Origin of the sequence: Nocardia sp. NPDC050630, assembly GCF_044457245.1 — a bacterium.
Classification (GTDB): domain Bacteria; phylum Actinomycetota; class Actinomycetes; order Mycobacteriales; family Mycobacteriaceae; genus Nocardia.
On the sequence record NZ_JBITGN010000016.1, the window covers coordinates 44,466 to 63,975 of the forward strand.

The 19,510-nt window shown below is 66.9% G+C and carries 19 protein-coding genes; 12 read left to right on the forward strand and 7 right to left on the reverse strand.

From position 1 onward, the window contains the following. Positions 1-129 precede the first annotated feature (129 nt). The gene (locus ACIBG0_RS31175; RefSeq protein ID WP_327093861.1) at positions 130-423 is read left to right on the forward strand and encodes a chorismate mutase; all 294 of its coding nucleotides are present in this window, start codon (positions 130-132) and stop codon (positions 421-423) included. Positions 424-543: 120 nt separating this feature from the next. Here the strand turns inward: ACIBG0_RS31175 and ACIBG0_RS31180 are convergent, their stop codons facing one another. Next, entirely contained in the window at positions 544-1,998 is a 1,455-nt protein-coding gene (locus ACIBG0_RS31180; protein ID WP_397037326.1) for an NAD-dependent succinate-semialdehyde dehydrogenase, read from the reverse strand. A 207-nt stretch (positions 1,999-2,205) separates the two neighbouring features. On the opposite strand from ACIBG0_RS31180, the gene pgi reads away from it, so the two are divergent. Further along, positions 2,206-3,843 carry a glucose-6-phosphate isomerase gene (gene pgi / locus ACIBG0_RS31185; RefSeq protein WP_397037328.1) on the forward strand — a complete coding sequence of 546 codons (1,638 nt, stop codon included), beginning with the start codon at positions 2,206-2,208 and terminating at the stop codon, positions 3,841-3,843. Between the two features lie 89 nt (positions 3,844-3,932). Here the strand turns inward: pgi and ACIBG0_RS31190 are convergent, their stop codons facing one another. Together ACIBG0_RS31190 and ACIBG0_RS31195 are read right to left on the reverse strand one after the other, a co-directional pair. Continuing rightward, positions 3,933-4,607, reverse strand: a complete 675-nt coding sequence (locus ACIBG0_RS31190; RefSeq protein ID WP_397037330.1) for a nucleoside/nucleotide kinase family protein — start codon at positions 4,605-4,607, stop codon at positions 3,933-3,935. A gap of 65 nt (positions 4,608-4,672) precedes the next feature. After that, on the reverse strand, positions 4,673-5,575 hold the full coding sequence (locus ACIBG0_RS31195; protein WP_397037332.1) for a LysR family transcriptional regulator: 903 nt from the start codon (positions 5,573-5,575) through the stop codon (positions 4,673-4,675). A 145-nt stretch (positions 5,576-5,720) separates the two neighbouring features. On the opposite strand from ACIBG0_RS31195, the gene ACIBG0_RS31200 reads away from it, so the two are divergent. Next, on the forward strand, positions 5,721-6,125 hold the full coding sequence (locus ACIBG0_RS31200) for a nuclear transport factor 2 family protein (RefSeq protein ID WP_397037333.1): 405 nt from the start codon (positions 5,721-5,723) through the stop codon (positions 6,123-6,125). Here the strand turns inward: ACIBG0_RS31200 and ACIBG0_RS31205 are convergent. Continuing rightward, positions 6,122-6,799, reverse strand: coding sequence for a class I SAM-dependent methyltransferase (locus tag ACIBG0_RS31205; protein WP_397037335.1), 678 nt, complete (start codon positions 6,797-6,799; stop codon positions 6,122-6,124). The two genes, ACIBG0_RS31200 and ACIBG0_RS31205, sit on opposite strands and share 4 nt — an antisense overlap. A gap of 74 nt (positions 6,800-6,873) precedes the next feature. On the opposite strand from ACIBG0_RS31205, the gene ACIBG0_RS31210 reads away from it, so the two are divergent. Continuing rightward, positions 6,874-7,740: a helix-turn-helix transcriptional regulator gene (locus tag ACIBG0_RS31210; protein ID WP_397037337.1), complete on the forward strand. Its 867-nt coding sequence runs from the start codon at positions 6,874-6,876 to the stop codon at positions 7,738-7,740. A 231-nt stretch (positions 7,741-7,971) separates the two neighbouring features. Here ACIBG0_RS31210 and ACIBG0_RS31215 read toward each other — a convergent pair whose 3' ends face one another. Further along, positions 7,972-9,591, reverse strand: coding sequence for an acyl-CoA dehydrogenase family protein (locus tag ACIBG0_RS31215; protein WP_397037339.1), 1,620 nt, complete (start codon positions 9,589-9,591; stop codon positions 7,972-7,974). Continuing rightward, positions 9,578-10,207: a TetR/AcrR family transcriptional regulator gene (locus ACIBG0_RS31220; protein ID WP_397037340.1), complete on the reverse strand. Its 630-nt coding sequence runs from the start codon at positions 10,205-10,207 to the stop codon at positions 9,578-9,580. Before ACIBG0_RS31220 ends, ACIBG0_RS31215 begins: the two co-directional genes overlap by 14 nt. 66 nt (positions 10,208-10,273) lie before the next feature. Here ACIBG0_RS31220 and ACIBG0_RS31225 point away from each other — a divergent pair, with 66 nt between their 5' ends. The 4 genes from ACIBG0_RS31225 to ACIBG0_RS31240 all read left to right on the forward strand — a co-directional run bounded on the left by ACIBG0_RS31225 (position 10,274) and on the right by ACIBG0_RS31240 (position 14,778). Continuing rightward, on the forward strand, positions 10,274-11,035 hold the full coding sequence (locus ACIBG0_RS31225) for a crotonase/enoyl-CoA hydratase family protein (RefSeq protein ID WP_397037342.1): 762 nt from the start codon (positions 10,274-10,276) through the stop codon (positions 11,033-11,035). Between the two features lie 2 nt (positions 11,036-11,037). Then, positions 11,038-12,501, forward strand: coding sequence for a hypothetical protein (locus ACIBG0_RS31230; RefSeq protein WP_397037344.1), 1,464 nt, complete (start codon positions 11,038-11,040; stop codon positions 12,499-12,501). Between the two features lie 134 nt (positions 12,502-12,635). Continuing rightward, positions 12,636-13,826: an NAD(P)/FAD-dependent oxidoreductase gene (locus tag ACIBG0_RS31235; RefSeq protein ID WP_397037346.1), complete on the forward strand. Its 1,191-nt coding sequence runs from the start codon at positions 12,636-12,638 to the stop codon at positions 13,824-13,826. Positions 13,827-13,836: 10 nt separating this feature from the next. Beyond that, positions 13,837-14,778 (forward strand): sigma-70 family RNA polymerase sigma factor, encoded by a 942-nt coding sequence (locus tag ACIBG0_RS31240; RefSeq protein ID WP_397037347.1) that lies wholly within the window; start codon positions 13,837-13,839, stop codon positions 14,776-14,778. Positions 14,779-15,024: 246 nt separating this feature from the next. On the opposite strand, the gene ACIBG0_RS31245 is transcribed toward ACIBG0_RS31240, so the two are convergent. Beyond that, entirely contained in the window at positions 15,025-15,708 is a 684-nt protein-coding gene (locus tag ACIBG0_RS31245; protein WP_397037349.1) for a pyridoxamine 5'-phosphate oxidase family protein, read from the reverse strand. Between the two features lie 82 nt (positions 15,709-15,790). Between ACIBG0_RS31245 and ACIBG0_RS31250 the strand changes: the two genes are divergently transcribed. From ACIBG0_RS31250 to ACIBG0_RS31265, 4 genes are all read left to right on the forward strand, one after another. Then, on the forward strand, positions 15,791-17,188 hold the full coding sequence (locus ACIBG0_RS31250) for a PLP-dependent aminotransferase family protein (protein WP_397037350.1): 1,398 nt from the start codon (positions 15,791-15,793) through the stop codon (positions 17,186-17,188). A gap of 371 nt (positions 17,189-17,559) precedes the next feature. Next, the gene (locus ACIBG0_RS31255) at positions 17,560-17,685 is read left to right on the forward strand and encodes a DUF397 domain-containing protein (protein ID WP_397037352.1); all 126 of its coding nucleotides are present in this window, start codon (positions 17,560-17,562) and stop codon (positions 17,683-17,685) included. 150 nt (positions 17,686-17,835) lie between these two features. Further along, positions 17,836-18,081 (forward strand): DUF2630 family protein, encoded by a 246-nt coding sequence (locus ACIBG0_RS31260; protein ID WP_364340887.1) that lies wholly within the window; start codon positions 17,836-17,838, stop codon positions 18,079-18,081. After that, positions 18,078-19,508, forward strand: coding sequence for a dihydrolipoyl dehydrogenase family protein (locus ACIBG0_RS31265; RefSeq protein ID WP_397037353.1), 1,431 nt, complete (start codon positions 18,078-18,080; stop codon positions 19,506-19,508). Before ACIBG0_RS31260 ends, ACIBG0_RS31265 begins: the two co-directional genes overlap by 4 nt. Positions 19,509-19,510 lie beyond the last annotated feature (2 nt).

The following is a 19,510-nucleotide window of genomic DNA, read 5'->3' on the forward strand; positions in this document are numbered from 1 at the left end:
TTGTACCTGAGCGCGCTGCCTGGGGGAGGATTGCAATACCTACCAGGTTTGTTTTGCACGGTGAAAGAACCGATCGGTAACGAGCTCGGCTCAACGGCCGATCCATGTTCTGACACGAGGAGATGAATGATGAGCACCCCCGCCACGACGACCGGGTCCGATTCGGCTCTGCCCCACACCGAGGCCGAGATCGATAAGCTCCGCAAGGAGATCGACCAGCTCGACGCGGAAATCCTGGCCGCCATCAAGCGCCGCACTGAGATCTCGCGGATCATCGGTCGCACGCGCATGGCCTCCGGTGGCCCCCGCCTCGTGCACAGTCGTGAGATGAAGGTGCTCGAGCGCTTCAGCGAACTCGGCCAGGAGGGCCACACCCTCGCCATGTTGTTGCTGCGCCTCGGTCGCGGCCGACTCGGCCACTGACCGTCTTCCAGCCGCCACTGGCGGCCCAGCCGAACTGAGCGACGTTCGCAAGATCGCCGCATTCCACAGGACCGCCCCGGGTGTATTTCACCCCCGGGGCGGTCGTTTCATGTCTGCGGGTCAGGTGAGGGCGATGTACTTGGTGGACAGGTACTCCTCGATACCCTCGATACCGCCTTCACGACCGAAGCCGGAGGCCTTGACGCCGCCGAAAGGTGCTGCGGGATCGGAGATCACGCCGCGGTTGATGCCGACCATGCCGGATTCGATGCCCTCGGCAATGCGCAGGGCGCGGTCGAGATCACGGGTATAGACGTAACTGACCAGGCCGAATTCGGTGTTGTTCGCAGCGGCCAGCCCCTCTTCCTCGGTTTCGAAGCCGACGACGGGTGCGACGGGGCCGAAGACCTCCTCGCGCAGGATCCGAGCATTCGCCGGGACCTCGCTGAGGATGGTCGCCGGGTAGAACCAGCCTGGCCCACCGGGCGCCTTGCCGCCGAGACGGACCTGCGCGCCCACCGCCACCGCGTCGTCTACCAATTCGCTGACGGTATTGAGCTGCTCTTCGTTGATCAGCGGGCCGAGCGTGGTGTTCGGGTCGGTGCCCGGTCCGAGGGTGACCGTATTCGACATCGCCTCGACGAGTTTGGTGGTGAACTCCTCCAGCACACCGTTCTGCACGTGGAAGCGGTTGGCAGCCGTGCACGCCTCACCACCGTTGCGCAGTTTGGCCAGCATCGCGCCCTGTACAGCGGCGTCGATATCGGCATCGTCGAAGACCACGAACGGTGCGTTGCCGCCGAGCTCCATCGAGGTGCGCAACAGACCGTTCGCCGACTTCTCCACGAGCTTCTTGCCGACCTCGGTGGATCCTGTGAAGGTCAGCTTGCGCAGGCGCGGATCGTCGAGCAGCGGCTGAGTGACGGCGCCGGAACGGCTGGAGGTGATCACCGACAGCACCCCGTCCGGCAGGCCCGCTTCACTGCACAGCTTCGCCAGCGCCAACATGGTCAGTGGGGTCGCCGATGCGGGCTTGACGATCATCGTGCAGCCAGCGGCCAGCGCGGGTCCGATTTTGCGGGTGCCCATGGCGAGCGGGAAGTTCCACGGCGTAATGGCCAGACACGGCCCCACGGGCTGTTTGTGCACCATGATCCGCCCGGTGCCGGACGGCGCGTGCAGATAGCGTCCGTGTGCGCGCACCGCCTCCTCACTGAACCAGCGGAAGAATTCGGCCCCGTAGCGCACCTCATTGCGGCTCTCCGGCAGCGCCTTGCCCATCTCCAGGGTCATCAGCAGCGCGAATTCCTCGGCGCGCGCGGTCAGCTGTTCGAAGACGCGCCGCAGGATCTCGCCGCGTTCACGCGACGGTGTCGCCGCCCATTCGGTCTGCACCGCGACGGCCGCGTCGAGCGCACGCACGGCATCTTCCGGCGTGGCGTCGGCGACCTCGGTCAGCACCTGCCCGTCGGCCGGATTGTGCACCGGGAAGGTGGCGCCCCCGGTGGCGTCGACGGGACCGCCGATCCACAGCTGCGTCGGCACGGATTCGAGTAATTCACGTTCGGACACCATGTACCCCAGCCTAAGCCGCGCGCTCGCACATCACCCTCGACTCATCCATCCGAAATCACCGAGCTTTTCGACCGGTTCGCACGCGCTCGCCACCGCCCGGTTCGAGCGGCACGCGAACCATCGACACGGGTAACCGTCAGGACAACATGGGCGAAAGTAGGTCGTCCTTGCCTGCGCGCCCGAACGAGTGCTTGTAACCTCGCGGACGTGAGCAGCGACATCACCGCATCGGCGGCCTGGCGGAAACTGCACGAGCACCACAGCGCCGTCGCCGGACGACATCTGCGTGAGTTCTTCGCCGAGGATCCCGACCGCGGCCGCGAGTTGATCGTGCAAGTCGCAGACCTGCGCATCGACTACAGCAAGCATCGCGTCAGCCGGGAAACCCTGCATCTGCTGGTCGAATTGGCGCATGAGGCCGGGGTGACCGAGCGGCGTAATGCGATGTATCGCGGCGACCACATCAATACCTCGGAGAACCGTGCGGTCGAACATATCGCGCTGCGCCTGCCCGAGGGCGAGTCGCTCATCGTGGACGGTGCGGACGCGGGTGCCGAAGTACACGAGGTGCTGCGGCGGATGGGCGAATTCACCGACGCCGTGCGCTCGGGTGCCTGGCGCGGCGCGACCGGCGAACGCATCAAGACCGTGGTGAATATCGGCATCGGCGGTTCGGATCTCGGCCCGGATATGGTGCACCGCGCGCTGCGGCACTATGCCGATGCCGGGATCGGCGCCCGGTTCGTCTCGAATGTCGACCCGGCCGATCTGCTCGCGAAACTCGACGGACTCGATCCGGCCACCACACTGTTCATCATTGCCTCCAAGACGTTTTCGACGCTGGAGACGTTGACCAATGCCACCGCCGCCCGGCGCTGGCTGGTCGCCGCGCTCGGTGAAGACGCGGTCGCCAAGCATTTCGTGGCCGTTTCGACGAATGCCGAGCGGGTCGCCGAATTCGGCATCGACACCGCGAATATGTTCGGCTTCTGGGATTGGGTGGGCGGCCGCTACTCGGTGGATTCGGCCATCGGCCTTTCGGTGATGGCGACCATCGGCAAGGAGCGCTTCGCCGAATTTCTGGCCGGAATGCACGCCGTCGACCGACATTTCGCGACCGAGCCGCTGGACCGGAACGGGCCGGTACTGCTCGGTCTGCTCGGCATCTGGTATTCGAACTTCTTCGGCGCGGAATCGCGGGCGGTACTGCCGTATGCGAATGATCTGGCGCGCTTCCCGGCCTATCTGCAGCAGCTGACCATGGAATCCAACGGCAAATCGGTGCGCGCCGACGGCACCCCGGTCACCACCTCGACCGGCGAAATCTTCTGGGGCGAACCGGGAACCAACGGCCAGCACGCCTTCTACCAGTTGCTGCACCAAGGCACCCGGCTGATTCCGGCCGATTTCATCGGCTTCGCCCGTCCCACCGATGACCTGCCGACCCGCGACGGGACCGGCAGCATGCACGACATCCTGATGAGCAACCTGTTCGCGCAGACCAAGGTGCTCGCCTTCGGCAAAACCGCCGAGGAGATCGCGGCCGAGGGCGCCGATCCGAAGGTCGTGCCGCACAAGGTGATGCCGGGCAATCGGCCGAGCACGACGATTCTCGCGCCGCAACTGACACCGTCGGTGGTCGGCCAGTTGATCGCACTCTACGAACATCAGGTATTCGTCGAGGGCACCATCTGGGGCATCGACAGTTTCGACCAGTGGGGCGTGGAACTCGGCAAGCAGCAGGCACTGGAGCTGGCCCCCTTGCTGACGTCTCCGGACGAGCCGCAGCCGCAAGGGGACTCCTCCACCGACGCTCTGATCGGTTGGTATCGCGACAACCGGTGAGCGTCAGCCCAGCGCTTGCGCCGTCTTGATCAGTGGCCGCATTCCGCACGGCGTGCGCGCGACCGGCGATTCGCCGGGCCCCGTTCACGCTAAGCGGCGTAGTAGCGGCCACCGCGTTGGCGCAGCACGAGGTCGGCGCGGAGCCTGGTGTCGGCGATCAGGTCGGCATTGGGCAGATCGCTGTTGTGCACCTTGATCTTCGCGGCCTCGGGGGTGCGACCACCGCGAATGTGGCGGCGCAGCAGGCGTTGTTCGAGCACATCGCGGGTCACGTCCAGATACCAGACCTCGTCGAGGAGTTCGCGCGCGCCCGACCAGGCGCCGTCGGACAGCAGCAGATAGTTGCCCTCGGTAATGGCGATCTCCTGCCGATCGAAGACGACACCGGCCGGAGTCGGTTCCTCGATGGCGCGGTCGAAGGTCGGCCACGGCACCGGCTCGCCGAGTGGGGTATCACGCAGGCGGCGCAGGGTTTCCAGGAAGGCGGCGACGTCGAAGGTGTGCGGTTCGCCCTTGCGCTCCAGATTCGCCGTCGCGCGCAGTACCGCGTTGGGCAGATGGAAGCCGTCCATCGGTGCGATTTCGGCGATTCGGGCACCGGCTCGGTTGTTCAGATCCTCGCGAATGGCCTTGGACAGCGTGGATTTACCCGCACCCGGCGGGCCCGCGATACCTAGCACGTACCGTCGGGCGCAACCCGCCGCCCGGATCCGCAGGTGCTCGACCAGCGAGCGCAACGGCATTTCGACGGAAGTCCGTGTCATCGAAATCACAGTACTCAGCCTGAGTCGGTCCGCCGCGAATTTGGGCGTGTGGCTATGTAAGTCGGCTATCGAAGTCGGTGCCGGACTTCGGCGGCGAGGTCGGCGGCGGCGTCGCGAAGTGCCTCGATGAAGACCTGTCCGGCCGAGTCCGCGCCGCGATGGACGACAGCTGTCGGACGAATCGCGGCGGGATGGTCGATGCGGACCAGTGCGATGCCCGGCGGCAGCACCGGGACCGCGATTCCGGGTACCACGGTGCTGCCCATACCGGCCGCGACCAGCCCGAGCTTGGCGAACCAGTCGCGGGCGACGAAGGCGATCTCCGGTTCCCAAGTGGCATCGCGCCATGCGCCGAGCAGGGTGCTGCTCACCTCGGGGCTGCCCGCGATCCAGCGCTCACCGCGCAGCTGTGCGGGCGTGACGCTGCTGTGGCCAGCGAGGGCATGGTCCGGTGGGACCGCGACGAGCAGTGGGTCGTCCAGGAGTGGCTCGATTTCGGTATCGGCAGGCAGGTTTCGCGTCTCGGTCACCACCGCCAGATCCAGCTTGCCCCGCGCCACAGCGGACGCCAATCGCGGACTGGTTCCTTCGCGCAGCGGTACTCGCGCCAGTCGCGGGGCGGTGGCGGCGATAGCCCTCGGCACCAGTGCGGCCATGGCCGTCGAGAATGCGCCTACCCGGAGCGTGGCGGGCGGGCGCGCGGTGAGTTCGTCGAGTTCCTGCCGCGCGGAGCCGAGTCCGCCGAGCACCGTTTCGGCATGGCGCAGCAGGATCCGTCCAGCCTCGGTGGCCTGCACGCCGCGCGCATGCCGCTCGAACAAGGCCCGGCCAGCCGCCTGCTCCATGAGGGCGATTTGCCGGGATACCGCCGATTGCGTGTAGCCCAGATTCTCCGCGGCGGTCGAGAACGATCCGCTCCGTGCGGCCTCCCGGACCACCCGCAATCCGACGATCGTGAACTCACCCATGCTGTTTACTCATATCAAATATGCGAGACTCTCGCTTGTCGCATATGTCGGCCGTGCCTAGCGTCGTGGGTATGAGCAAGCGAAGCGAGCGAGTTATCAACACAACTGCCAATGCGGCCGAGCCGAGCGCCCGCGAGGTGTGGGCATGAGCGCAGCGGCGAACAAGAAACTGATCGAGCACATCTTCGACCAGATGGGCCAGGGCGATACCCGGGCGATGAGTGCGGCCATGGCCGAGGATTTCCGCTGGATCTTTCCGGGGAACTGGTCCTGGTCCGGCACCTGGGAGCCGAAAAAGGTGGTGTTGGACGAACTTCTGCGGCCCCTGATGGCCCAGTTCACCGAGTACCGCAGCGCGGCCGACTTCGTGATCGCCGAAGACGACCGGGTCGTCGCCCAGGTCCGCGGGCACGGCATCACCGCCGGGGGTGAGCCGTACGAGCAGACATACTGTTTCATCTTCCGGATCGCGAACGGTCGACTCACCGAGGTGATCGAACATTGCGATACCGCGCTGGTCGAGCGGGTGCTCCAGCGTGTCGGTGGCTAGTTCGGGCGCGTGCCGCGGTAGAAGGTGACACGACCGAGGCGACGATGGCGCTGCGAGGCGACCACTGCACACTCGAAGCCGACGGTGCGCAGGAGTTGAGGGATGCCGTCGCCGAGGTTGTCCTGGGTGTGGTGGGTGTGCAGCAGCATCCGGGCCATCAGGCCGTCGTCCGTGGTCACCTCGCCGCCGATATCGACGATGTGCAGGCTGCCGCCGGGGCGCAGTACGCGCAGCGCCTCGGCCAGTGCGGCGGTTTTGATGTCGGTATCGAGGTGGTGCAGCATCATCGATGACAGCACCCGGTCGAATTCATTGTCCGGATAGGGCAATTCCTGCGCGTAGGCGCGTTCGAAGCGGATTCCGTTCAACCCGTGTGCCTTTCGCTCGGCGCGGGCGAGTGCGAGCGGGTCGGGATCGGAGCCGATCACCTCAGCGGCAGGTTGGGTTCGTTTGGCCCTAAGGGTGAGATTGCCTGTGCCGCAGCCTATTTCCAGTACACGATGGCCGGGTGTCAGTTCGGCCTGCGCGATCAGGGTTTCGTGGAGTTTGTACATGCCGAGCAGGCGGGTGAGCAGATCGTAGGTGGGCAGCAGTGCGTCAAGACCCGCCGCGGGCAGGTAGTCGTGCCGATTGCCCATGGCTTTGACTACGGAATGTGGATGATCTTTGGTCATGATTCTCATGGTGCCCGCAGATCCGAACGGATAATTGGGTGATTCTCGGCAGGATTTGGACTATTTTCGGTGGCATGATCGAGGCTACCCGGATGGTCCGACACCGCCGTGGCGTTCCGGTGTACGACTACCGGAGCGATCAGGTCACGCCGCCGGTGTCACTGCTACGGTTCGATCGACATGCCGAACGCGGGCACCGTCCGCATATTCACAACTTTCCGGTGTTGCTGTATGTCCAGTCCGTCGGTGTGGTGTACGTCATCGCGGCAGGTCAGGTCATCGAGGCGGCGCCGCCGCATCGGTTCGAAGGTGCGGTCGGGGTGTTCTTCGATCCCGCGGCACTCGGTGATGCCGGGCGGGCGCCCTGGCCCGCGTGGCGGGCGCATCCGTTGTTGTTCCCGTTCTTGCACGAGCATTCGGGTGGGGTGCTGGAGTTGGCCGTGCCGGTGGACCGAAGACCCTTGTGGGACAGCGCGATTGCCGCTATCGAGGCCGAGCTGGCACAGCGGCAGGAAGGATATCGGCAGGCGGCGTCGGCACATCTGACGCTCCTGCTCATCGACCTCGCGCGGCTGGCCGCCGATGTGGTGGGTGATCTGCGGCGCAGCGGTGAGCCGTTGCTCGCCGAGGTCTTCGACGTGATAGACCAGCGGCACACCGCGCCGTTGTCGCTGCGCGACGTGGCGGATGCGGTCGGCATGACGCCGGGGCATCTGACCACTGTGGTGCGCCGCCGCACCGGACGCACCGTGCAGGCGTGGATTACCGAGCGGCGAATGACCGAGGCGCGCCGTCTTTTGGCCGAGACGGACCTGCCGGTGGGCGAGATTGCCCGACGGGTCGGAATTCCGGACGCGGGCTATTTCACCCGCTTGTTCCGACGCAACAATGACCTCTCACCGCGACAGTGGCGCGCCCAGCCCGCGTCCCTCGCGCGCTGACGCGGGGGGCCGCAGCGGGCTGGCGCGAGCGCAGGCACCCTGTAGGGACTGACGCGAGCGCCACAACGGCCGACACCAGCACTCACAGCCCGCTCACACGAGCACCGGCACCAGACTGACCCGAGCATCCACGCGCACTCACGCGAACAGCAGCAGCAAACTGACCCGAGCGCCGCCGCCCGCTGACGCAACCCCGGCAACAAGCCGACCCCAGCACCGCCGCACGCTGGGTCAGGTGAGGGCGCGGGCGATGATGTCGGTGGTGTTCACGCCGGTGGGGAGGGTGCCGAAGGCGATGCCCCAGTTGTCGCCGAGGCGGGTGGCGCAGAAGGCGTCCGCTACAGCGGGGTGGCCGTGGCGGACCAGTTGCGCGCCCTGCAAGACCAAGGCCATGAGTTCGACGACGCGGCGGGCGCGGTATTCGATTTCGTCGAGGTCGGATAGTTCCTTGCCGAGGCGGGCGATGGCATCGTCGAGGCGGGGGTCGGCACCTGCGGCGAGGGAGACTTCGTTGAAGAAGGCCTCCACGGTTTCGGGCTGTCGGCCCATGGCGCGCAAGGCATCCAGCGCCGCGACATTGCCGGAGCCTTCCCAGATGGACATGAGCGGGGCCTCGCGGTAGAGCCGTGGCATACCGGATTCCTCGGCATAACCATTGCCGCCGAAACATTCCAGGGCCTCGGCCGCATGCGCGGGGGCGCGCTTGCACACCCAATACTTGGTGACCGCCAAGGCGATTCGGCGCAGCGCGGCTTCGGCGGGATCGGTGCCCGCCCGGTCGGTCGCCCCGGCCAGACGCATCATGACCGTGGTGGCGGCGTCGGATTCGATCACCAGGTCGGCGAGCACATTGCACATCGCGGGTTGGTCGATCAGCTTGGCCCCGAACGCTTCTCGGTACCGCGCATGGTGGGCGGCGTAGACGGCACCGACGCGCATGCCGGTGGCGGAGCCGATGACGCAGTCCAGCCGGGTCATATTGACCATTTCGATGATGGTCTTGACGCCTGCCCCTTCCGCGCCGACCAGCCAGCCGGTGGCGTTCTCGTATTCGATCTCCGAGGACGCGTTCGACTTGTTGCCGAGCTTGTCCTTGAGGCGTTGGATCCGGATGGGATTTCGGGTGTCGTCCGGGAGGACGCGTGGCAGTAAGAAGCAGGACAGGCCGCCGGGTGCCTGGGCCAAGGTGAGGAACATATCCGACATGGGGGCCGAGGTGAACCACTTGTGGCCGACGATGCGGTAGCTGCCATCGGGTTGCGGTGTGGCGGTAGTGGTATTGGCGCGGACGTCGGAGCCGCCCTGCTTCTCCGTCATCGACATGCCCGCGATCAGACCCGCCTTGGTCGACGGTTCGCGCAGGCCGAAATCGTAAGTGCGGGAACCGAGTAGCGGTTCGTATTTGGCCGCGAGTTCCGGATTGTGGCGCAGCGCGGGCACGACGGCATAGGTCATCGAGATCGGACACATATGCCCGGCGTCGGCCACACCCCAGGTGTAGAACTTGGCCGCGCGAGCGACATGGGTGCCCGGCCGGTCGTCGAGCCAGGGCGAGCCGTGGAGTCCGTGCGCGACAGCGACTTTCATCAGCTCGTGCCAGTACGGATGGAATTCGACCTCGTCGATGCGATTGCCATAGCGGTCGTGCGTGTGCAGGACGGGCGGGTATTCGTTGGCGAGGCGGCCCCACTGCTGCGCTTCGAATCCGCCTGCGAGCGTGCCGAGTTCGCGCACTTCCGGTTCGGCCCAGCCCGCGCCTTCACGGTGCAGCCCCTCGAGCAGGGCCGGATTGCGTGCGACATCGAAGGGCACGATATCGGGAACCTGGTTGAAGACTTCATGCGTCGGCATCGGACACTCCTGAGTCGGATTCATCGCGCACACCGAGTGCGCGTAACGCGAAACTGATGAGTTCGGGCACAACGGCTTCGCTGTGCGGTGCGTCGGCCAGCGGGCCGACCAGGACCTCGCCGATCGCGCCGACGAGCGCGGCAGCGCTGGTCTTGGCATCCTGCGCGGGCAGTTCACCACGCGAAACACCTTCCGCGACAGCGGATTCGAAGGCTTCGGCGAAGGCACGACGGAAACGCAGACGCTCGGTGTCGACCACGGTATCGACGGGTTCGACGAGCAGGACGTAGGCGAGCTTCGGATTCTTCAGCGCCCGGCCCGCGAAGGTCTCCACCGCCGCGGTGACCCGCTCCACGGCGGTTCCGGCGGCGCTTGCGGAGACTACCGCCGCCACCTCGTGTGCGACCACCTTCCGGAATACCGCGCTCACCAGGTCTGCCTTGCCGCTGAAGTTCTTGTAGACCGTCCCGGTGGCCACGCCGGCCTCGGCGGCGACGGCGGCCATGGATAGTCCGGCATAGCCCGCGCGGGACAGCACCTTGGTCGCAGCCTGCACGATCAGACCCGCCTGGGCATCGAGGCGGGCCTGTACAGCAGGGGTTCTGCGGTAGGCCATACAAGAAGTGAACCACAAATTCATTTCTTCACACAAGGGTACTTCTGACGGCGTATGGTCGTGCTCGTGACTGTGCGAATCGAACGCAATGGGCCCGTGACCACTGTGATCCTGCACCGCCCCGAGGCACGCAATGCCGTCGATGGCCCGACCGCCGCGGCTCTGGCCGACGCATTCCGCGAATTCGACGCCGATCCGGATGCGGCGGTCGCTGTGCTGTGGGGCGAGGGCGGCACCTTCTGTGCGGGCGCGGACCTGAAGGGGCTGGGCACCGAGCGCTCCAATCAGGTCACCGAGGACGGTGACGGCCCGATGGGACCAACCCGAATGCGGCTGTCCAAACCGGTGATCGCCGCGGTCTCGGGATATGCGGTCGCGGGTGGACTGGAGCTGGCCCTGTGGTGCGATATGCGAGTTGCCGAGCAGGACAGCACGTTCGGCGTGTTCTGTCGCCGCTGGGGTGTGCCGCTGATCGACGGCGGCACGATTCGGTTGCCGCGCATTGTCGGCACCGGCCGTGCGATGGATATGGTGCTCACCGGTCGCGCCGTCGCCGCCACTGAGGCATTGCAGATCGGGCTGATCAATCGGGTCGTGCCGAATGGCGAATCCCGCAGCGCCGCCGAACAACTCGCCGCCGAACTGGCCGCGCTGCCGCAAACCTGTCTGCGCTCGGACCGCATGTCGCTGCTGGAGCAGGACGGTATGGACGAGGAGGCGGCACTGCTCAATGAATACCGACACGGTCTGAATGCTCTGGCCGACGGAGCCCTGGACGGCGCGCAACGGTTCGCCGCCGGTGCGGGCCGTCACGGTACACGTACCTGACAATGGTGCCTGCCCGACGCTCGAGCGTCGTCGACGAGATCTTCCTGCGCACGCATCGCGGGCTGGGCACCCCGATCGCGCTCCAGGGTCTGTGGCGCACCGCTGATCGCATCGATCCGGAGTTATTGCGGCAGGTGCACACCGCTTTGCGGGTTGGTCCGTTGGGGCGCAGGGTGATTCGTCCTCGGGTGCCGGGTGCACGTCGTAGTTGGCGAGCGAACATTCGGGCATATCCGCTCGAGTTCACCGACGGCACGATCGCCGCTGGCGACCTGCTCGATTGGGCCGACCAGCAGGGCGCGGACCTCGATCCGGAATACGGTCCGGGGTGGCGGTTGTCGACCGCGGCCTTGGACGACGGCGGATCGATTGTGTCGCTGACCTGCTCACACGCGCTCGCTGACGGGAGAGCCCTTGTGCTGGCGGTCGATGATGCGCTGGGCGGCTCGGGCTTGACCACATCGCCGGTGCGGGCAATGCGTCCTCCGGATAGCGATTCGGCCCCCGACGAACTGGCTTATCCGGAGCTGCCCGGCCGATCGAATGCGGGCGATTCGATGATGCTGCCGAGAGCTTGGTCGACATCCACCGCGCGGGGAGCAGACCGATCCGATGTACGCGTCAATGCCTGGCTGGGCCGGGCAGCCCGAGATCCGGTATCGGATTGGTCCGACGCTTGGCGACAGTGGTCGATTGTTGTGCGCGGCTCGTTCCGCGCGCTTCGTCAGGGGATTCCTGAACGTCCCGCTCGGACGGCATCGACTCGCGAAGCTGGGTTGTCGACCCGTGAACGCAGGTCGATCGCCGGACGCGAAAGTGTGGATAGCGCGTCGACCTTCGGCGTCGTACTGCAGTGTCCAGCTTCGGCGTGGGAGTCGGCAGCTGCGGCGCAGGGCGGTACTGCCAATAGTCTCTTCATCACGCTGATCGCGAAGATGTTGTGGGCCAGTGGGTTCCCCAGTGAAACGATCGATGCCAGCCTTCCGGTCGACACCCGCGCCGAGCCGCGCGTCGACAATGACCTCGCGATGACCGAGATCACCGTCGAGCGCGGCGATACTCCGGCCACCATTCGTGAGAAAGCCCGAATCGCCTACGAGCGGCGCATGTCCAGCCCCGGCGGGATGCCGGAGGAACTGCTGCAGGTGATTCCGGACCGCTGGGCCTATGCCTTGTCCAGGGGTGCCGGTGAACGAGACGTCTTGTGCTCCAACATCGGAACACTCCCCGACTCCCTGCGCACCCTCGGCCCACACCGCTGCATCGGCGTCGCCGCCCGCGCTATCCACCCAGGCCTCACGGCGGACCGCCTCCCCCGGACCCGACTATCCGGCTATCTGTGCCGCATCGCGGACACCTACACCCTCGCCATCGTCAGCCTGGCCCACATCGACAGCCCAGAAACCCTCCACACCCTGGTACACGAAACAGCAACCGCCCTCGGCCTCCCGATCACACTCTGGTGACCGCCGACCCCGAAGTCCCGCATATCCCTTGACTACCTCCAGCGTTCGAGAGTGATCCACGTCACTGGATAGTGCTGTCAGGAATTCGGGGGCTGTCTCGTTCAGGAAGCACGCGAACCAGACAGGAGCGAACCATGAAGCACCGCATCGTTGTCCTCGGGGCCGGATACGCCGGAGCCTTCTCCGCCGGGTACCTGGCCCGCCAACTCCACCGCGACGACTTCGAGATCACCGTGGTCAACGCCGAACCCGATTTCGTCGAGCGACTGCGCCTGCATCAGCTCGCCGCCGGGCGGGATCTGCGCCACCGGCCGCTGGCTGAGGTCTTCGCGGGCACCGGCATCCGGTTGCGACTGGCGCGGGTAACCAACGTCGACGTCGAGCACCGGACTGTCACAGTCGCCGACGACGAAGGGGTCGACCGGCTCGAATACGACACCCTCCTCTACGCGCTCGGCAGCACCGCCGCCGACCACGGCGTCGCGGGCGTCGACGAGCACGCCTTCCCCGTGGCGGCGCGGCCGTCCGCGCTGCGCCTACGCGCACGCCTGGATGAGCTGGGCGAGGGCGGGAAGGTGCTGGTAGTCGGCGGCAACCTGACCGCGATCGAGGCCGCCACCGAGATCGCCGAATTCCGTCCAGAACTTCGGGTCAGCCTCGCCACCAGCGGCGAACTGGGCGGCTGGCTGGGCACGAAGGCCCGCCGTCACCTTCTGCATGCCTTCGATCGTTTCGGTATCACTGTGCACGAGCACACCACCATCGAGCGCGTCGAGGAGGCGGCGGCGCTCGCCGCCGACGGCACCACTTTCGCCTCCGACGCGACCGTGTGGGCCGCCGGTTTCGCCGTCCACCCGATTGCCGCCGCCAGCGGCCTCGCGGTGGCACCCAACGGCCAGATCACGGTCGATCGTCAGATGCGGTCGATCTCGCATCCGGATGTCTACGTTGCCGGTGACAGCGCCTTCGTCATCGGCGACAACGGTCGGCCCCTGCCGATGTCCTGCGCTTCCGCGGGGTACACCGGCATGCAGGCGACAGCCGCGATCGTCGGGGACCGGACCGGACGCAAGATCAAGGCGACCGCGCTGACATACTTCGGCAACCACATCAGCCTCGGACGCGAGGACGGGATCTTCCAGCTGGTCGACGGTGACGCTCGGTCGAAGTCCGGGGCCCTGTGCGGACGGTCGGCGGCGCACGTCAAGTCGGCAATCGTGGCGGCCAGCGGCTGGGCCATCAGCCACCCGACCTTCGGCAGGCCGACTCACAAGTACCGCTTGGCCACCACCCGAGAACACTCGGCCGACGTGGTCGCCGCATAGAGTCGCGCTCATGGACACTGCCACCGTGGCGCGTTTCGAGGCCAGTCGGAATCGGCTGGCCTCGCTCGCCTACCGTCTCCTCGGCTCGGCCGCCGACGCCGAGGACACGGTGCAAGACGCGTTCCTGCGGTGGCAGTCCGCCGACCGGGAGTACGTCGAGGTGCCCGAGGCATGGCTGACCAAGATCGTCACCAACCTGGCGCTCGACCGGCTCCGTTCGGCGAAGGTGCGGCGCGAACGCGCGGTCGGCGCCTGGATGCCCGAACCGCTCCTCGACGGCGACCCGATGCTGGGCCCGGCCGATACCGTCGAGCAGCGCGAATCGGTGACCCTGGCGGTGCTGACGCTGATGGAGCGTTTGTCACCGGTCGAGCGGGCCGTTTATGTGCTGCGCGAGGCCTTTGCGTACAGCCACGCCGAGATAGCCGACATTCTCGGCATCACCGAGTCCGCGAGTCAGCAACATGCCCACCGAGCCCGGCGCCGAATCGCCGCCGCTGGCAACGGCACTCACATCGACCATGCCTCCGCGCGTCGAATTGTCGAGGCGTTCGTCGATGCCGCCTCCTCGGGCCGGACCGAACGGCTGGTCGCGCTGCTGACCGACGATGCGACCGGCGTTTCCGACAGCGCCGGGCTGGGGCTGGCCGGGAGGCTGATCCGGTACGCGACCCCGGAGCGGATCGCCAGCGCCGTGCGGGCCGGCTTCAAACCGTCTCCGGCCAAGCGGCGACTCGCCGGTGGCTCGCCCTCGATCCATGCCGTCGTGGTCAACGGCTGCCCGGCCATGCTCGCCACGCTCGACGACCGGGTCGCGGGCGTCGTGGTCCTGGAGATCCGTGACGACAAGATCGCAGGTGTGCGCGGCATCGCCGCCCCGGACCGTCTCGGTCGCCTCACCGAGGAATGGCAGCGGCGCGAGCATGATGCACCACTGATCGAATCGTGGTAACCGGCCGTCCGACAGTCGATCTCGGTTCGACGGTCAATTCTCGTCGAACTATTGGGCGAGCACCACGGCTTGGCGGTGAGCAAGGTGACGTGGTCCTCGCGCCAGTTCGCGGAGGTGACCAATCGAGGCCAGGGTTGTGTGGCGTTCGCCTCGGTTGTCGAGTCCGTACATCTGCCGGTCGAGCCATATGCCGAGTACGGGCGTCGGCATGCCGAATCGACCGAGTTCGTGCCGATTTCAGGTTGGTCAACGGGTAGGGACGGGGACCATATCGGTTCGATCGAGTACTTCCTGTGGTACCTCGATGCCCGGCTCGAGATCGTCCGAGGGGATCGGGGCATCCCAGACCTGACGCAAGGGCAGGACGCCTGCCCAGACGCCGCCGGTTTCGATATCGGCGGCGTCGTCCTTGGGGCCACCGGTTCGGACCTTCACCGATGCCTCGGTCAGGTCGAGAGCGAGGACCATGGTGGCGGCCATTTCCTTTTTGTTCGGCCGCCGCACGCGATCCCACGCACCCGGTGCTGAGTGTTCGACGATGACCCGTAGCGCGTGCATGCGCTCATCGGGGTCGGTGAGTTCCACGGCGCGGCCGCGCACCACGGCCGAGCGGAAGTTGGCGGAGAAGTGCATGGCCGAGCGGGCATAGACGAGGCCGTCGACCAGGGTGACGGCGATGGAGATATCGCCGGTCAGCGCCGCCCGCAGGTTTCCGGCGCCGGTTGACCCGTGCAGGTACAGCGTGTCGCCGTCGCGGCCGTAGACGGTCGGGAGCACCACCGGACTGTCGCCGAGCACCACGCCCAGATGGCAGACCAGTCCGGCGTCGAGGACCGCGTCCAATTCGGTCCGATCGGTCCGGCCGCGCTCCTTGGAACGTGTCAGGGTGGTACGTGGGGTAGGCGAAAGCGGCGGCCGAGAGTTCGTCATACCTTTAGCGTGGTGCCAGAAGTGGCATTCTAAAATAGCCAATTCACCGAAATTCCAACAGTCCAATTCGGGAGGGTGCGCGATGCTGGATGAACTTCCGCTCGTCCTCGACCGCGATGCTGACCAGCCATTATCGGTTCAAGTCGCGGAAGGCCTGCGCGCCGCGGCGAGCAATGGGCTGCTGCGCGCGGATGATCGACTCCCCTCGTCGCGAGCACTGGCCCAGCGCCTCGGCGTGAGTCGCACGGTGGTCGCCGCGGCCTACGACCAACTGCACGCCGAGGGCTGGATCGCGGGCCGCCGCGGCTCGGGCACCTACCTGACGACCGCCCCTGCCGAACCGCCCGCCCGACCGAGTACACACAGCACCGCCGAGCACGCGCCGGATCTGCTCGATCTCGGCCCCGGCGCGCCCTGCATCGAGGCCCTCGACCAGACAGCCTGGCGACGTGCCTGGCGCGCGGCCGCCGACGAACCGCCCATCATCCGCAAGGATCGCGGCGGCGAACCGGAATACCGCGCGGCGGTCGCCGAACACCTGCTGCGCCACCGCGGCCTCGGTGCGGGCAGCAAGTCCGTGGTGCTCGCGACGGCCGGAACCAGCTCGGCTGTCGGCGAACTCGCGGCCGCGCTACTGCGCCCCGGCGACGCCGTCGCCATGGAAGACCCTGGCTACCAGCGGGCCGCGGGCGCATTCGTCGCGGCCGGTGTCCGGGTACTACCGGTGCCGATCGATGCCGACGGCCTGTGCGTCGACCGGGCGCCCAATGGCATAAAGGCCGTGTATTGCACCCCGGCACATCAATTTCCACTCGGCACCCGCATGCAGGCGTCACGTCGCGTACAGCTCGTCGAATTCGCCAGGCGCGCCGGCCTACTCGTCATCGAGGACGACTACGACGGCGAATTGCGCTACGACACCGCCCCTTTGCCGCTGCTGGCCGCGATGGCTCCGGACGTCGTCATCCATCTCGGCACCACGAGCAAGATCCTGTCGCCGACCTTGGGGGTCGGCTGGCTCGTAGCCGCCCCGGATATCACCGAAGCCGTTGTCGCGCATCGTGAACGAACCGGCACCAGCCCGAGTCCGGCGGGCCAGCGCGTACTCGCCGAATTCGCCCGTCACGGCGATCTCGCCCGACACCTGCGCCGACTACGCCGCGCGGTCCCGCCACGTCGCGCCCTGGTCGTGAACGAGCTGCGCCGCCGTGGACTCGGAGTACTCGGCGACGACGCGGGTTCACACGTGGTGGTGCCACTGGATTCCGGCGAAGCCGAACAGCATGCCGTGGCAGTGGGCCGAAGGCGTGGTGTGGCACTGGATGGACTGTCGCGCCATCACCTTGTGGCACAACAACATCCACTCGCAGCGGCAGTTGGTCCGCACACCTTCGGTATCGCGCTCGGCTACACAGCACTGAACTGGGCTGAGCTGCGTACCGCGATTCCGATTGCCGGAGACTGCCTTACACAGCGATAGCGCCTCGCCCTGAGGTTGCAAACCCGGCCGTCCGGTGGTTTGCCCGTCCTCGGCACGAACCCCCAGCATTCACCGCCGGGCGTCTCCACCCCCGAACCCGGGACCGTGACCGTGCGAGCCGTCCGCCGCAGGCGCCCTACTGGCGCCGCGCAGCGATTCGCGCGCCGCGCACCGTATCTCCCGCGAATTCGTGCGTGGCGTGCGAAAAGGTGCGCGGCGCCGAGACGATCGCGGCCGGGGACGGCGCGGTGCTGGTGTACTGGGCGGCGGGTTGGGACCACACGAGCTGGGCGATCGGCGGGCGCTTAGTTTTCCCCGTAGTCGTTGGGCCATCCGTCTGGGGCGATTGCGAGAACCTTGCCGTCTGATGTGTGGAGTTTCGGTGCGCTGTCGGTCGGGGCCAGTTCAACCCAGCTGGCCCCGTACTTGTCTTCACCCCCAGCGAATGGGATGCCTTCACAGCAGGCGTGTCCGACGGCGAGTTCGACCGCGCGTAGTCCCGCGCGAACTAGAGCATCAGGCCCGGTCCGCAGCGTTCGGATCGGGCCTTTTTCGTGCCCGCAGAACCAGTCGCTGACGAGCCGATCGGGGTCGGGTCGATTCCCGAAGGACCGTGACCGCGCCGACGCGGTCGTAGCATGGTCCCCATGACCGAACAGGACATCCTGGCGCGTATCAAGAATCTGGTCGATCGTGAGCACGAGTTGCGGTCCAAGGCGACGGCCGGTGCGGTCGATCCGGTGAAGGAGCGGCAGCAGCTCGCCGAACTCGAGGTAATGCTCGATCAAGCCTGGGATCTGCTGCGCCAGCGCCGGGCGCGCATCGACGCCGGTGCCACGCCCGAGGAGGCGCAGGAGAACCCGGCCCGTCAGGTCGAGGGTTATCTGCAGTGACCTCGAATTCCGCCGCCGAATACGACGTCATCGTGATCGGTGGTGGGCCGGCGGGCGAGAACGCCGCCGCCTACGCCATCGCGGACAGCGAGCGCACGGCCGTGATCGTGGAGCGGGAACTGGTCGGCGGTGAATGTTCGTATTGGGCGTGCATGCCGAGCAAGGCGCTGCTGCGACCAGCCCACGTGCTCTCCGGGGCACAGGCCATGGCCGGAATCACCGCGAGCGGGCTCGACGTCGACGCGGTATTGAAGCGGCGCGACGTCTTCACGCATAAGCACGATGACAGCTCGCAGGTCGACTGGGCCGGCGACAATCGCATCGAGGTCGTCCGCGGGACGGGACGCCTCGCGGGCGAGCGACTCGTCGAGGTCGACGGCCGACAGCTGCGCGCGCGCCACGCGGTGGTGCTGGCCACCGGTACCAAGGCCGCGGTTCCCGATGTGCCCGGATTGCGCGATGCGCTGCCGTGGACTTCCCGGGATGCGACCAATCTGCGCGAGGTTCCGAACCGGGTGGTGATCATCGGCGGCGGCGTGGTCGCGTGTGAGGCGGCCACCTGGCTCGCCGCACTCGGCGCGAATGAGATCACCATGTTGGTCCGCGGCAATGCTTTGCTCGGCAATGCCGAGCCCTTCGCGGGGGAACGTGTGGCCGCCGCGCTGTCCGATTCCGGTGTTCGGGTTCGGTTCGGCACCCAACCCACACGGGTGACGCGCCCCGACGCGAAGGACTCCGGTGAAGGCTGGATTCACGGCGGTGTGGTGAGCGTCGAGATCGGTGATAGCGAGATCGAGGCCGACGAGATCGTGGTCGCCGCCGGGCGCGGGCCGGCGACGACAGAACTCGGACTGGCTTCCGTCGGGCTCGCGGACGGCTATGTCGAGGTGGACGACCGATTGACGGTGCGCGGTGTCGACGGCGACTGGTTGTATGCGGTCGGCGATGTGAATCACCGTGCGGCACTTACGCATATGGGGAAATACCAGGCCAGGGTGTGCGGTGATGTGATTGCCGCACGGGCCGACGGGCGTGCGTTGACGGATGCCCGATACGCGGCGACGGCCGACCACGGGCAGGTGCCGCAGGTGGTATTCACCGCACCGGAAGTCGCGTCCGTCGGACAGACCGAGGCGGCGGCGCGTAAAGCGGGCTATGCGGTCGAAACCGTGGAACTCGATATCGCGGTCGCCGGATCGTCGCTGGCACGTGACGATTACGCGGGACGGGCGAAAATCGTCATCGATACCGTGACCGACACGCTGCTCGGGGCCACGTTCGTCGGACCGGAGGTTGGCGAGTTGATCCACGCGGCGACCGTTGCCGTGGTCGGCAAGGTCCCGCTGTCGACGCTGTGGCATGCGGTGCCCGCCTATCCGACGGTGAGCGAGCTCTGGTTGCGTCTGTTGGAGGCCCGCCGCTCGTAGTT